This window comes from Allobosea sp. 05T422_2 (assembly GCF_056396265.1).
The window spans coordinates 1-13,704 of sequence record NZ_JBFTLD010000176.1 but is presented as its reverse complement, the minus strand read 5'-3'; the positions used below and the strand labels follow the sequence as shown (position 1 = coordinate 13,704).

The 13,704-nt window shown below is 65.5% G+C and carries 14 protein-coding genes; 9 read left to right on the top strand and 5 right to left on the bottom strand.

Going from position 1 to position 13,704, the window contains the following annotated elements; genetic code table 11:
- Window positions 1-42: 42 nt before the first annotated feature.
- Together AC1DJT_RS24710 and AC1DJT_RS24705 are read right to left on the bottom strand one after the other, a co-directional pair.
- Window positions 43-960, bottom strand: a complete 918-nt coding sequence (locus tag AC1DJT_RS24710; protein WP_441504445.1) for a DMT family transporter — start codon at window positions 958-960, stop codon at window positions 43-45.
- 10 nt (window positions 961-970) lie between these two features.
- Window positions 971-2,554, bottom strand: coding sequence for a D-alanyl-D-alanine carboxypeptidase family protein (locus AC1DJT_RS24705; RefSeq protein ID WP_441504446.1), 1,584 nt, complete (start codon window positions 2,552-2,554; stop codon window positions 971-973).
- 190 nt (window positions 2,555-2,744) lie between these two features.
- Between AC1DJT_RS24705 and AC1DJT_RS24700 the strand changes: the two genes are divergently transcribed.
- The 7 genes from AC1DJT_RS24700 to AC1DJT_RS24670 all read left to right on the top strand — a co-directional run bounded on the left by AC1DJT_RS24700 (window position 2,745) and on the right by AC1DJT_RS24670 (window position 8,092).
- Window positions 2,745-3,647 (top strand): EamA family transporter, encoded by a 903-nt coding sequence (locus AC1DJT_RS24700; protein WP_476835061.1) that lies wholly within the window; start codon window positions 2,745-2,747, stop codon window positions 3,645-3,647.
- A 263-nt stretch (window positions 3,648-3,910) separates the two neighbouring features.
- Window positions 3,911-4,234 (top strand): ArsR/SmtB family transcription factor, encoded by a 324-nt coding sequence (locus AC1DJT_RS24695; protein ID WP_441488053.1) that lies wholly within the window; start codon window positions 3,911-3,913, stop codon window positions 4,232-4,234.
- Entirely contained in the window at window positions 4,231-4,641 is a 411-nt protein-coding gene (locus tag AC1DJT_RS24690; RefSeq protein WP_441488054.1) for an SRPBCC family protein, read from the top strand. Before AC1DJT_RS24695 ends, AC1DJT_RS24690 begins: the two co-directional genes overlap by 4 nt.
- 48 nt (window positions 4,642-4,689) lie before the next feature.
- Window positions 4,690-4,920 (top strand): hypothetical protein, encoded by a 231-nt coding sequence (locus AC1DJT_RS24685; RefSeq protein ID WP_441488055.1) that lies wholly within the window; start codon window positions 4,690-4,692, stop codon window positions 4,918-4,920.
- Between the two features lie 5 nt (window positions 4,921-4,925).
- Window positions 4,926-5,441: a DUF1801 domain-containing protein gene (locus AC1DJT_RS24680; protein WP_441504448.1), complete on the top strand. Its 516-nt coding sequence runs from the start codon at window positions 4,926-4,928 to the stop codon at window positions 5,439-5,441.
- 275 nt (window positions 5,442-5,716) lie between these two features.
- On the top strand, window positions 5,717-6,886 hold the full coding sequence (locus AC1DJT_RS24675) for an acetyl-CoA acetyltransferase (RefSeq protein ID WP_476767727.1): 1,170 nt from the start codon (window positions 5,717-5,719) through the stop codon (window positions 6,884-6,886).
- A 9-nt stretch (window positions 6,887-6,895) separates the two neighbouring features.
- Window positions 6,896-8,092, top strand: coding sequence for an MFS transporter (locus AC1DJT_RS24670; protein ID WP_441488058.1), 1,197 nt, complete (start codon window positions 6,896-6,898; stop codon window positions 8,090-8,092).
- Between the two features lie 20 nt (window positions 8,093-8,112).
- On the opposite strand, the gene AC1DJT_RS24665 is transcribed toward AC1DJT_RS24670, so the two are convergent.
- Complete coding sequence (locus AC1DJT_RS24665) at window positions 8,113-8,385, bottom strand: BolA family protein (protein ID WP_441488059.1); 273 nt, start codon at window positions 8,383-8,385, stop codon at window positions 8,113-8,115.
- A 116-nt stretch (window positions 8,386-8,501) separates the two neighbouring features.
- On the opposite strand from AC1DJT_RS24665, the gene AC1DJT_RS24660 reads away from it, so the two are divergent.
- Both AC1DJT_RS24660 and AC1DJT_RS24655 read left to right on the top strand, forming a co-directional pair.
- Complete coding sequence (locus AC1DJT_RS24660; RefSeq protein WP_441488060.1) at window positions 8,502-10,139, top strand: M14 family metallopeptidase; 1,638 nt, start codon at window positions 8,502-8,504, stop codon at window positions 10,137-10,139.
- 176 nt (window positions 10,140-10,315) lie between these two features.
- A complete protein-coding gene (locus AC1DJT_RS24655) occupies window positions 10,316-10,936 on the top strand; it encodes a DnaJ domain-containing protein (RefSeq protein WP_113512968.1) in 621 nt (206 codons plus the stop codon).
- Between the two features lie 111 nt (window positions 10,937-11,047).
- Here AC1DJT_RS24655 and AC1DJT_RS24650 read toward each other — a convergent pair whose 3' ends face one another.
- Entirely contained in the window at window positions 11,048-13,039 is a 1,992-nt protein-coding gene (locus tag AC1DJT_RS24650; protein WP_441504449.1) for a methylmalonyl-CoA mutase family protein, read from the bottom strand.
- Window positions 13,040-13,152: 113 nt separating this feature from the next.
- Window positions 13,153-13,677, bottom strand: a complete 525-nt coding sequence (locus tag AC1DJT_RS24645) for an Lrp/AsnC family transcriptional regulator (RefSeq protein WP_476835060.1) — start codon at window positions 13,675-13,677, stop codon at window positions 13,153-13,155.
- Between the last annotated feature and the right edge of the window lie 27 nt (window positions 13,678-13,704).

Sequence of the window (13,704 nt, the reverse complement as noted above, 5' to 3'; positions counted from 1 at the left end):
GGATCGGGATGGGTCTCTGGTCGCTACCGGTCATGTCGGGCATCATCGATCAAGGCTAAGGGCAGGCACGCGTCGCGCCCGATTTTGTTCCAATATTACATTAGCCATGATCGCGACGACGACAAGGGCGCCGCCCGCATATTGCAGCGCGCCGACCCGCTCGCCGAGCATCACGGCGGCTATCCCGACGGCAAAGACCGGCTCGGCACAAAAGGTGAGGGCAGCGGGGCCTGGCGCGACACGGGCCAATGCCATCACCTGGAACAGGAAGCCGACGAGATAGCCGCCAATGGTGATCGCGACGGCCATCGGTGCCAAGGCCAGCGCGCTCGGAAGGGCAAAGCCGCCAACGAAAGCGAGAATGCCCGCTGTCACCGGCAGGATGAGCAGATGCGACCAGAACAGTTTTGGCGCGAGCGGCGTCGCGGCGCAGGCGGAGCCCGCGAAAAACTGTGCCGCGGCCGCGAGGCTGGCTGCGAGCGCGAGCGCAAGCCCGCGCGGATCGAGCCCATGCAGATCGGGCCCGACGACCATGCCGACACCGAGAAAGGCGGTCAGCGCCACCGCAAGTCGGTCGAGGCTGAAGCGCGCAGGCGTCAGCAGCGGCTCGGCCAGGACGATGATAACCGGGTAGGTGTAGAAAATGACGGCGGCGACGGTCACGGGCAGGAAGGCGACCGAGGACAGGTAAGCCGAGCCGACGAGAGCGCTGGTCAGGCCGAAGGCCAGCAGCGCCCGGTATTGGTGCCGCGGAACCCTGAAGTTTGCCCGCAGAAGCCAGGCGGCTCCGGCCACCAGCGCGAGCATGATGAAAACCCGGTAGAAAACCAGCAGCGGCCCGCTCAGGCCGGCCTGGCCCGCGAGCTGGGCCGAGACGATGTTGCTGCCATAGGCGGCAGCCGAGGCAAACGCCAGGGCGATGCCGTGTCGACTGGCGGTGCGGGCTGTCTCGGCGCGCACCCTCCAGGACTCAGGCGTCGTCGTTCACCTTGGCTTTCGGCTTGACGGGGGGCTTCACGGCGCCTGTGCGGGCCGGCTGAGGCTTGGGTTCGCTCTGCCCCGGCTTGGTCTTGGCCTTTGCCGCCGCTTCCGGCTTGGCCTTCGCCGCCGCGTCGGGCTTGGCGGGGGCCGGCCTTACTGGCGGGCGGGCGGCCTGTTTGATGCCTGCGGCCGAGCCAGGGCGCAGGCTGGACGCCGCCGCCGCGCCGGGCCGGATCGCGCCCTGCAGCTTCATGGGGCCGCTCTGGAAGGCATTCGACGGAGGCTGGACATCCTCGCTGCTCGGAGCGAAGGCCGTCGTCCCGCGCGGAATGGCGCCATTGCTCGAGGCGGTGCGTGTCGATGGGCCGGATGCTACTCCGGCGGACACCGGGGCTCCTGGCGTAATGACCGGCGCGCGATCGCGGGCGAACTGCGTGTCGGGCCGCGCTGTGACATTGGCGGCGAGCGGGGCCGAAGCAGAGCTCGGTGAGCGGCCGAAGGAGACCTGTACCGGTGTCATGGGCGCGCGCGGCCCGAGCGTGATCCGGCCGGAGGGCGTGCGCATCAGCAGGGCGCCTGTGGCGCGAGCCTGCGGCTGCGGTCCGCCGAAGCGCTCGCTCATGGCGTTGTCATTGCCGCTGCCGGATGCGGCATTGGCGGCGATGGGGCCGGACACGTCGGAATCGTCGGCCAAAGCCACGCCGCCGCCTCTGCGGCGAACCTCGTCGCAGATATTGTTGGCGCGTCCACCATTGCCGGAGGGCAGGCTGGCGAGGGTGTAGCCGGAGCCTCCCCATTTCGAGAAGCCGTCATCGAGCAACTGCGCCGCCTTGACGGTGCGTTCGGAGGCGGACAGCGCACCCAGCACGACCGCGACGAGCGTGCGGCCGCCACGCGTCGCCGTCGCCACGACGTTGAAACCCGAGGCACAGACGAAACCGGTCTTCATGCCGGAGATGCCGGAATAGCGTCCGACGAGGCCGTTCGTGTTCTGGAGAACCTGCTTGCCGAGCTGAACCGAGCCGGTGTTCCAGTAATCGGAATAGTCCGGGAATTCGCGCATCAGCGCCATGGCGAGAACCGCGAGGTCGCGGGCGCTGACCTGCTGGTTCGGATCATGCCAGCCATTCGGATTGGTGAAGACCGTGTCATTCATGCCGAGGCGCTGGGCTTCGGCATTCATCATCCCGACGAAGGTCTCGACATCGCCGCCGACGCCCTCGGCGATGACATAGGCGATGTCGTTGGCCGATTTCACCATCATGATGCGCAGGGCGTTGTCGAGCGTGATCTCCTGCCCGGCGCGGATATAGACCTTGACGCGCGGCTGGCTCGCGGCCCGCTTCGAGGCGGGGATCGCCGTTTCAAGCCCGAGCTTGCCGGCCCGCACTGCCTTGAGCGCCAGATAGGCCGTCATCATCTTCGTGGTCGAGGCCGGGTGCCAGGCCTGGCTGGCATTCTCGCTGGAGAGAACGGCGCCACTGGACGCATCGACCACCAGACTCGTGCCGGCGAGGGCCGGAGCGCTGACGGACAGGGCAAGGGCGAGGACAGCGAGACGGGGAGCGTTCATCGGGCGGGTCTTGAGCCTGTCTGGACGAGGGTTGAAGGCGCAGGGTTCAACGCGACGCGTGCGGCATTTTCGAGACGGCGCGACCGATCGGCCCGCCCATGGACGCATACCTACCCCCAGCGGAGCGATTTGCCTAGTCATGTCGGGCGGCCGTAAAGCCTTGGTCACAGTTCCAGCCCCGGATGCCCGCGTGAGCTTTACCCTCTTCTGGATCCCGGCAACGATCGTCGCCTCGCTGCTGCAGACGGCGCGCAACCTCACCCAGCGCTCGCTGACGGAGGTGATCGGCGTCGTCGGCGCGACGCAGGTGCGCTTCCTGTTCGGTCTGCCCTTCGCGCTGCTGTTCCTGCTCCTCGTCTGCCTTGGCCTGGGGCGCCTGCCGCCGCAGATCAGCCTTGCGACGCTCGGCATCACGAGCTGGGGCGCGCTGACCCAGATCGCGGCGACGGCCCTGATGCTGGCGGCGATGAGAGAGCGCTCCTTCGCCGTGACCACCGCCTATACCAAGACGGAGCCAGTCCAGGTGGCGGTCTTCGGAGCGCTGCTGCTCGGGGATGCGCTGAGCCCGGCGAAATTCGCAGCGATCGTGATCGCAACGGCCGGTGTCGTCCTGGTTTCCTGGAAGCCGGGCGAAAAGCTGAGCCGGGCGGGCCTGCGTCCCGCGCTGCTCGGCATCGGCTCAGGCGCCTGCTTCGCGCTGTCGGCCATCGGCTATCGCGGCGCGATCCAGTCTCTGCCGGATGGCGACTTCCTGATCCGGGCGACGACGACCCTTGCTCTGKGGCTGGGCCTGCAGACACTGATCCTGACGCTCTACATGCTGATCGCCAACCGCAAGGCGCTGGTCCTGAGCCTGAAGAACTGGCGCCGTTCGCTGACGGCGGGTTTCCTTGGCGCGGCGGCTTCGCAGTTCTGGTTCATCGGCTTCTCGCTGACGACGGCGGCCAATGTCCGGACCCTGGCTTTGATCGAAGTGCCACTGGCGCAGATCGCCTCGCGCAAGATGTTCTCGGAAGGTACGACGCGGCGCGAACTGCTGGGCATGGCAATGATCGTCTTCGGTGTCGGCCTGCTCCTGATGCTGGCGATTTAGCCGGCCGCCGCTCCACGGAACCGCTTGGGCGACTATCTTGCGGACACGGCCGATCTTGGGTGCCTGACAGGTTCGACCCAGCGCCGATATGTGCCGGCTGACCGATGAACAGCCGCGCCGCAACGGGTGGCGAGGCTGCCTCTCCGTACGACATGTCCGGTGGTTCCTGTGACCGATCATGGTGCTGCGATAGCACCGCGCTTGACCTACGCATATCTCGGCGGTTATGAGTCAAATCAATAGCCAATGAGTTATGGGTTCCGATGCTGAACGCTCACGACGCGCTCTTCAGGACGCTCGCCGATCCGACGCGGCGGGGCATTTTCGAACGGCTGTGTCGCGAAGGTGAGCAGACGGTCGGGGCACTCACAGCCCAAGCCGGGATCTCGCAGCCGGCCGTTTCAAAGCATCTCGGCATTCTGAAGCAGGCCGGGCTGGTGCGGGATCGCCATGAAGGGCGTCAGACGCATTATAGCGCGCAAATCGGCGCCCTGGGCCCGCTGATCGACTGGACGAACCAAATGGCCGGGTTCTGGCACAGTAAATTCGACGACCTCGAAGACCTGCTGAAGAGGATGGACCAATGAACGAAACGTCGACCGAAACGCTCTCGGTCGTTGTCGAGCGTGAGATAGCCCATCCGCCGGAAAAGCTCTGGCGCGCTCTCACGCAACCGCATCTCATCGAGGAGTGGCTGATGAAGAACAACTTCAAGCCAGATCTGGGCCACCGGTTCAATCTCAGCGCGGACTGGGGCGTCGTCGAGTGTCAAATTCAGGCGATCGAGCCGCACAAGACGCTGACCTACACGTGGAACACCAAGGATCTCGAGAGCGTCGTCACCTGGACGCTCATCCCTACGAGCACCGGGACCTTTCTGCGCATGGAGCAGACGGGGTTCAGGCCGGACCAGCAGCCCTATTACCGGGGAGCAATGGCTGGCTGGCCGCGGTTCTTTGGAAATCTGGAAGAGGTCATGGCGCGGACGGATTGACGTCTGCGTCGCCCGATCCGCTGCACCTTGCCCTCAGAGGAGGTCCCAATGAACTGGAACGACTGGATTCGGCAGATCCACCGCTGGATGTCGATTATTTTTACGGTGGTCGTCATCGCGATCTTCATCGCCTTGGGCCTTGGGAAGCAGCCTGCCGAGTGGGTGTATTTCCTGCCGCTGTTCCCGCTCTTCGTGCTTCTGCCCACCGGTCTCTACATGTTCGCGCTGCCCTATGCCGCCAAATCGGGCGGCGGCCGACGCACCGCCAGACAGCAGTGAAGATGATGACTGGGATGTCCAGAAAGCCGGAGCAGGCCACGGAGAACGAGGCCGCCGAGCCGGTTCTCGAGAAGCGGGCCAGACCGCGCAGATCGGCGCTGAAGGCGCAGCCGGGCGAAGTCGTCCTGCTTTCGGGTGGCAATCCCCAGATTGCCAAGGGCTATGGTGACGCCCCCGTGCAGGCCTATATCGCGGCCATGCCGGGCTGGAAAAGCGACGTCGGACGCCGCCTCGATGCCATCATCGAGCGCACCGTTCCCGGGGCGCGCAAGGCGGTCAAATGGAATTCGCCCTTCTACGGAGTGGAGGGTCAGGACCAAGGCTGGTTCCTCGGCTTTCATTGCCTCACGACATACGTGAAAGTTGCGTTCTTCCGCGGCGCATCGCTGAGCCCTGTTCCGCTCGGTGCGTCCAAGCAGAAGGACGTGCGCTATCTCGATATCCATGAGGGCGAACTCGACGAGGCGCAGTTCGCCGCTTGGGTGAAACAAGCCAGTCAGCTGCCCGGCGAGAAAATGTAGGCCGTCAGTTGGACGTGCCGCGGGCACAGGTGGACGCGGAAAGCTCGACCAGGCAAGCCCAGCACAGTCTCCAGCGTCATGCAGAGAGCCGGCGCAGAATGCGCGAACAGGCTCATCCTCTCCCCTCATGGGCGGCAACGCGCTATATCGTTACGAGCGGGGCTTCGCGGGCAGTCCCCCTTTCTGCGCACGGCCGGATTGCGCTGTTTCCGGCTTGAACGATACCGTGGTCGGGCGCAGATAAGTGTAACTGCACATTACTCTGAGAGGTCGTCATGAGCGCTGCAATCGTCGGCTGGGCCCACACGCCGTTCGGCAAGCAGGATGCCGAAACCATCGAGAGCCTGATCGTCCGCGTGGCGACGGACGCGTTGGTCGATGCCGGCATTCCCGCCGAACAGGTCGATGAGATCGTTCTCGGCCACTACAATGCAGGYTTCTCCGCCCAGGATTTCACGGCCTCGCTCGTGCTGCAGGCGGACCCGGCGCTGCGCTTCAAGCCGACGACGCGGGTCGAAAATGCCTGTGCGACCGGCTCGGCCGCCGTGCACCAGGGCGTGCGCGCCATCAAGGCCGGCGATGCCAAGATCGTGCTCGTCGTCGGCGTCGAGCAGATGACCAAGACACCTTCGGCCGATATCGGCAAATTCCTGCTCAAGGCCTCCTATCTGCCGGAAGATGGCGAGACCCCCGGTGGCTTCGCCGGTGTGTTCGGCAAGATTGCCGCCGCCTATTTCCAGCGCCATGGCGATCAGTCGGATGCACTCGCCATGATCGCGGCCAAGAACCACAAGAATGGCGTCGAGAACCCCTATGCGCAGATGCGCAAGGATCTCGGCTTCGCCTTCTGCCGCGAGGAGAGCGAGAAGAACCCCTATGTCGCCGGGCCGCTGAAGCGCACCGATTGTTCGCTGGTCTCGGACGGCGCTGCCGCGCTGGTACTGGCCGATCAGGCGACGGCGATGGAAATGCGCCGGGCCGTCGGCTTCCGTGGCATGGCCCATGTCCAGGACTTCCTGCCGATGTCGAAGCGCGACATCCTCAAATTCGACGGCTGTGCCGAAGCCTGGAAGAAGGCGCTCGCCGATGCCGGCGTCACGCTGGATGATCTCTCCTTCGTCGAGACGCATGACTGCTTCACCGTCGCCGAGCTGATCGAATACGAGGCGATGGGCCTGACGAAAGAAGGCGAGGGCGCCCGCGCCATCAAGGAAGGCTGGACGCAGAAGGGCGGCAAGCTGCCGGTCAATGTCTCCGGCGGCCTGAAGGCCAAGGGCCATCCGATCGGCGCGACCGGCGTCTCGATGCATGTGCTCAGCGCTATGCAGCTCACTGGCGAGGCGCCCGAAGGCATGCAGGTCCAGGACGCACGCCTGGGCGGTATCTTCAACATGGGTGGGGCTGCGGTGGCCAACTATGTCTCGGTGCTCGAGCGGATCAAGTGACCGTCTGACGTGACGATCTTCCTGGCGCTGCTGCCGGCCTATATCCTCTCGATCTTCTACCGATCCTTCCTGAGCGTCATCGCCAGCCCGGTGATGACGGATCTGGGGATCGGGCCGCGCGAGCTGGGATTTCTGGGCGCGGCCTGGTTCATAACCTTCGCCCTGGCGCAGTTCCCGGTCGGCTGGGCGCTCGACCGGCTGGGGCCGCGCCGGACCGTCGCCGTGACGATGGCAATCGGCTCGGCCGGCGCCTTCCTCTTCGCGACGGCGACCCACGCTGTCACCGGCACGCTCGGCATGGCGATGCTCGGGCTTGGCTGCTCGCCGATCTTCATGTCTGCGCTGTTCCTGTTCGCACGCACGCAAGATCCCAAGCGCTTCGGTTTCCTGACCTCGGCCTTTATCGGCCTCGGCTCGATCGGCAATCTCGTCGGCGCGGGCCCGCTGGCGGTCGCGGCTGCCCGCTTCGGCTGGCGGCCGTCGATGCTGGTCGTGGCCGCCTGCTTCCTGGCCGCGACCGTGGTCGCCGCCGCGCTGGTTCGTGATCCGCCCAGGGCCAAGGCGGCCTCAGGCGGTGACGAAGGCCTGCTCAAGGGGCTGCGGAGCATTCTCGCGCTCCGTCCGCTCTGGCTGCTCGCGCCGATCACCCTCACCGGCTACGCGATCATCGCGACGATCCGCGGTCTCTGGATTGCGCCCTTCATGAGCGGCGTGCACGGTTTCGATGCGATCGCCAGCGGCCATGTCGCAACGGCGATGGCGATGACCATGATCGCGGGCGCCTTCCTCTATGGTGGGCTCGAACAGCGGCTCGGCCGCAGCAAGCCGCTGGTCTTGTGGGGGACGGTGCTGACCGCGTTCTGTTTCATCGCCCTGGCACTCTGGGGGGATGCGCATTCGGCGCTGGCCATCGGCCTGTTCGCGCTCATCGGCGCGACGGGGTTCACCTATGCGGTGTTGATGGCGCATGCACGGCTGTTCTTTCCCGAGCACCTGATCGGGCGTGGCATGACCTGCATCAATTTCCTGTTCATTGCAGGCGCAGCGGCGATCCAGTCCGGCTCGGGCTGGTTCATCGCCGAGCAGCGCCAGGCCGGACTCGACGCCGCGACCACCTTTGCCCATCTCCATTGGGGCTTTGCGGCGCTGCTGCTCGTCCCGAGCGCGATCTACGCCTTCATGCCGGAGCGGCCGGGCAAGAGCTGATCGGCCAAGAGCTGATCGGCTCAGGCCTCTCCCGGTGCCTTGGCGACAATCGCCAGCGCATGCACCCGGTCGGCCAGTTCCTGGGCCAACGCCGCGTTGACGAGGCGATGACGCTCCAGCCGGCTCTTGCCGGCAAAGGCGGAGGAAACGAGCTCGACGCGAAAATGCGTCTCGCCGCCCTCGCGCCAGCCACCATGGCCCTGGTGCTGATGCGATTCATCGATGACACGCAGATGCTCCGGCGCCAGTGCCGAATCGAGCTTGCTGGTGATGCGTTCCGCCATGCTGGTCATCTGTCGCCTCGTTCCGCTGGGCCGTCAGCAATCGCGGATTGCTTGTCCGGTCTCCGTCGCCGTTTCATAGTCGCCGCCTGGTGTCAGGTGAATGCGGCATTTCGCTGGAGGTTGGGATGAAGACGAGAACGGCGTTCGCTCTTGGGCTGTTGACGCTGCTCGGAGCCGCTCCCGCTCTGGCGCAGGAGGAGGGCAAGGTCGCCGACTACAAGCAGAGCGAGGCCGTGCTTGCCCGCTACAAATCCGTGCCGATCCCGCTGGCGACGCCGTCGCTGACACGCGGCACGCCCGGGCTGACCACGCAGGCCGAGCTCGACGCCTTCGTTGCCGATCTCGCCGCCAAGGCGCCGGCCCAGGTCGTGCTCGGCTCGCTTGGCACGTCGCAGCAGGGACGTGATCTGCCCTATCTGATCTTCTCCAAGGAAGGCGCCAAGGATGCGGCGGCGCTCAGGGCGTTGGGGCGGCCCATCGTCTGGTTCGTCGGCCAGCAGCACGGCAACGAGCCGGCCGGTGGTGAAGCGATGCTCGCACTCGCCAATGATCTGGCCACGACCGACCTCAAGGCCGTGCTCGACAAGCTGGTGGTGGTGATCGTGCCGCGCACCAACCCTGACGGGGCAGCGGCCGACAAGCGCACCGGTGCCAACGGCTTTGATCTCAACCGTGATCACCTGCTGCTGACCTTGCCGGAGACGAAGGCGCTGCATGCCAAGCTCGCCGAGCTGCCGCCCGACGTCATCGTCGACGTGCATGAGTTCTCAGTCGCCAATCGCTGGCTCGAGAAGTTCGGCGGGCTCAATGCCGCCGATGCTATGATCCTCTACGCGACCAATCCGGCCGTGCCACAGCAGACGACGAAGCTCGCGTCCGAGCTGGTCAAGCCTGCGATGGACAAGGCAATGGCCGAGAAGGGGCTCTCCTCCTTCTGGTATTTCACGACGGGCTACAACAAGGACGACAAGGTCGTCTCGATGGGCGGCAATGCGCCCGGCATCGCGCGCAACCTGTTCGGACTTTCGGGCGCGGTCTCCTTTCTGATCGAGACGCGCGGCGTCGGCCTCAAACTCGAGAACCTGGAGCGGCGCATCGCGACGCATTACGTCATTTCCCGGTCGGTTCTCGATACGGTCGCCGCCAATGACAAGGCGGTGCTGCAGGCGGTCGCGGCTGCGCGCGGCGAACTGGCGAAGAACGAAGGCGAGCTGGTCGTCGGCCACCGCATTGCCACCGTCAAGATGGCGATCCCGCTGGTCAATCCCGACACCGCTTCCGACATGCCGACGGAAGTCGATTTCCGCGACTCGCGCCAGGTGACGATCACCGGGCGCCGGGTGCGGCCGGAAGGCTATATCGTGCTGGCCTCGGGCCAGCCTGCGGTTGAAGCCCTGAAGCTGAAGGGCATCGCCGTCTGCGCATTGGGCGGGCCGGCTTCGCTCGATGTCGAGGCCTTCGTCGTCGAGCAGAAGGGGACGGTGAAGAAGGCCGATCGCGAGAACATCAATCCGGACCAGGCGGTGAAGGTCGAGCTCAGGCCGCGCCGGCTGGACGTTCCGGCGACCGCAGTCTTCGTGCCGATGACGCAATCGGGGGCGAATGTCATCGCCGCCTCATTCGAGCCGGATTCTCCGGGCTCTCATGTCGGCGTCGGCTTGGTCGAGGTCGCGGCGGATTCGGGCGAGGCTCCGATCTACCGCGTGCCGCGTGGGGCCAGGCCGATATTGGCTTCGGGCGGTGATCCCGCATGCAGCCGTTGAGACTGGCGCAGCGCGTCATTATCTAGGACGCATTGACGGCCACCCGGATTGCTGGGATTCTGACGCGATCGGGGCCGATCTCTGCAGCGTTTCGAATGTGTCCGCCGCAGGCGCCTGACAGCGCCTGTCGTGCAGAGCTTGTCCGTTTGGCTTTCCGCCCGCATAACCGAGAGACCATGAATTTCAATTCTCGCCTTTTCGACCGGATCAGGATCGGCCCTTCCGAGGCGGAAGAGGTGGTCGAGACTGTGGCTGTGCGCTGCGACCATTCCGGGTGCCAGCGCGCCGGTGAGTTCCGCGCGCCGAAGGGCAGGGGGCGGGAAGGCCAGTTCTTCCAGTTCTGCCTCGAACATGTGAAGGCCTATAACGCGACCTATAACTACTTCTCCGGCATGAATGACGAGGCGCTCGCCGCCTATCAGAAGCAGGAAGAGATCGGCCACCGGCCAACCTGGAAACTCGGCGTCAATTCCAAGGCGGCACGCATGTCGCAGCGCGGACGCGCGGCGGCTGCCGGCGATGCCGGGCCCGAGGTGCAGGACGGTTTCAACATCTTTGGCACGCGCAGGGAGCAGCAGGCTGCAAAGCCGGAGCCCCGCGTCGGCGCCGTGGCGCGCAAGGCGCTCGATGCGCTTGGGCTGGACGACACGGCCGATTCCGTCGCGATCAAGGCGCGCTACAAGGAACTGGTGAAGCGCTTCCACCCCGACGCCAATGGCGGCGACCGCTCGCGCGAAGGCACGCTGCAGGAGATCCTCAAGGCGTATCAGCAGCTGAAGACCACGGGGCTGGTCTGAGACGACCTATCGGGCCCTCCGGGATGATCATGTGACGTAACCTGCTGCGCTGCCGGTGCGCCGGCTCGCCCATCTACCCCCGGCGGGTTTGCCGATGGCGCGCCGAGTGCCCTATTTCTGCGTTTTCGCCGCGAGCCCGGCGACATCCGCGATGATCCCGTCCAAGGCGAAATCCTTCGGCGTATAGACCGCGGCCACGCCCATGTTGCGCAGGGCATTCTCGTCATCGGGCGGGATGATGCCGCCGACCACGACCGGGATCGTCATGCCGGCGACGCGCAGCCGGGCCGTGACATCGCGCACCAATGGCAGATGCGAACCGGAAAGGATCGAGAGGCCGATGATGTCGGCCTTGGTCTCCTGCGCCTGCGTGACGATCTCCTCAGGGGTCTGGCGAATGCCGCCATAGTTCACCGCCATGCCGGCATCGCGGGCGCGGACGGCGATCTGCTCGGCGCCGTTGGAGTGACCGTCGAGGCCAGGCTTGCCGACGAGGAAGCGCGGTGGGCGTCCGAGTTTTTCGGTCGCGCGCGCGACCGCGGCCTTGACGGTCGCAAGGCCGGGATCGTCGCCCCGCTTGCCGGTGTCGACGCCGGTCGGGGCGCGATACTCGCCAAAGATCTCGCGCAGGGCCTGGGCCCATTCGCCGGTAGTGACGCCGGCCTTGGCGCAGGCGATCGAGGCCGGCATGACGTTTCGGACTTCCTTGGCGGCTGCCGAGAGCTCCGCGAGCGCAGCCTGTGCTGCCTTGTCGTCGCGGGCCGAACGCCAGGCCTTGAGCCGGCCGATGGCTTCCATCTCGACGGAATCCGGCACGGTGACGACATTGCCCTCTCCGGCCGAGAGCGGTGAGGGCTCGCTGGTGGTGAACTTGTTGACGCCGACGACGATCTGCTCACCGCGCTCGATCGCCTCGATGCGGCGTGCGCCGTTCTCGACCAGCGCCTGTTTCATGTAGCCGGACTCGACTGCGGCCAGCGCGCCGCCCATGGCATCGATCTTCGCGAGTTCGTCGAGGGCTGCGGCCTTCAACTCCTCGACCTTGGCGTCGATTGCCGCCGAACCGTCGAAGATGTCGCCGAATTCGAGCAGGTCGGTCTCGTAGGCCAGGACCTGTTGCATGCGCAGGGACCATTGCTGGTCGAAGGGGCGGGGCAGCCCCAGGGCCTCGTTCCAGGCCGGAAGCTGAACGGCCCGCGCGCGTGCCTTCTTCGAGAGCGTCACTGCCAGCATCTCGATCAGGATGCGGTAGACATTGTTCTCGGCCTGCGGCTCGGTCAGGCCAAGAGAATTGACCTGCACGCCGTAGCGGAAGCGGCGCATCGCCTCCTCCTGCACGCCATAGCGCTTCAGCGTGATCTCGTCCCAGAGATCGACGAAAGCCCGCATCTTGCAGAGTTCGGTGATGAAGCGCATGCCGGCGTTGACGAAGAACGAAATGCGCCCGACGATTCCCGGAAATTCCGCTTCGCTGACCTCCGGCTGGGCCCGAATCGAGTCGAGCAGCGCGATCGCGGTCGCGAGCGCATAGGAGAGTTCCTGCACCGGCGAGGCGCCCGCTTCCTGCAAATGATAGGAGCAGACGTTCGTCGGGTTCCATTTCGGCAGCTCACGCGCCGTGAACACGACGATATCGGTGGTCAGCTGCATCGAGGGGCGCGGGGGGAACACATAGGTGCCGCGCGACAGGTATTCCTTGACGAGATCGTTCTGGGTCGTGCCTTGCAGCGTCGCGCGCGGCGCGCCCTGCTCATCGGCAACCGCGACGTAAAGCGAGAGCAGCCAGGCGGCGGTCGCGTTGATCGTCATCGAGGTGTTCATCTGCGCCAGCGGGATCTGGTCGAACAGAGCCCGCATGTCGCCGAGATGGCTGATCGGCACACCGACCTTGCCGACCTCGCCGCGCGACAGCACATGGTCGGGATCGTAGCCGGTCTGGGTCGGCAGATCGAAAGCGACGGACAGGCCGGTCTGTCCCTTKGCGAGATTGGTGCGATAGAGCTTGTTCGACTCGGCCGCGTCCGAATGGCCCGCATAGGTGCGGAAAATCCAGGGTTTCTCACGCTGCGCCGGCTTGTCGCCGATTGGGCCGATCGCGTTCATCGCCGCTCCCTTGCCGTTCCACCCTGGACCCAATGCAATCTCAATGTTGCACTGCGGCGAAGATAACGCCAGAGGGCCGCGCAAGTCGTCTCCGACCTTCGGATGAGTCGGCGCTACACGCTGCCGGGCGCATGCCTGGGCTGGCTGAACCGTGGTTTCCTGCCTGGTGCGTGGCTGGCTACCTCCAGGAGCTGGTTGGATTTCTGCGTGTCGAGGATCACCATGGTCGAGGTCTCCGCGACGCAGGGAATCGCCTGCAATGCAGCGCTGATGAAGGTGCGGAGCGCCTCGATATCCCTGACCCAGACGCGCAAGAGATAGTCGACATTGCCGGTGACCAGCAGGCATTCCGTAATCTCGGGCTGGCCCTGGATCGCGGTCATGAACYGGCTTGCCGCATCCGGGCTTTGCTTGGCCAGTTTCACGCTCACCATCACGCAGATGCCGAAACCGAGCGCAGTCGGACTGATCTGCGCCGAGTACCCCTCGATGACGCCRGCGTCTTCGAGCCGCTTGATCCGGCGGCTGCATGGCGTCGGCGAAAGGCCGACTCTCTCGGCGAGTTCGAGAGTTGAAATCCGACCGTTATCCTGAAGTGCGGCCAGGATCCTTCGGTCGATCCGGTCCAATTCGATCATGAGTGATTTTCACTCCGGAATTGCGGG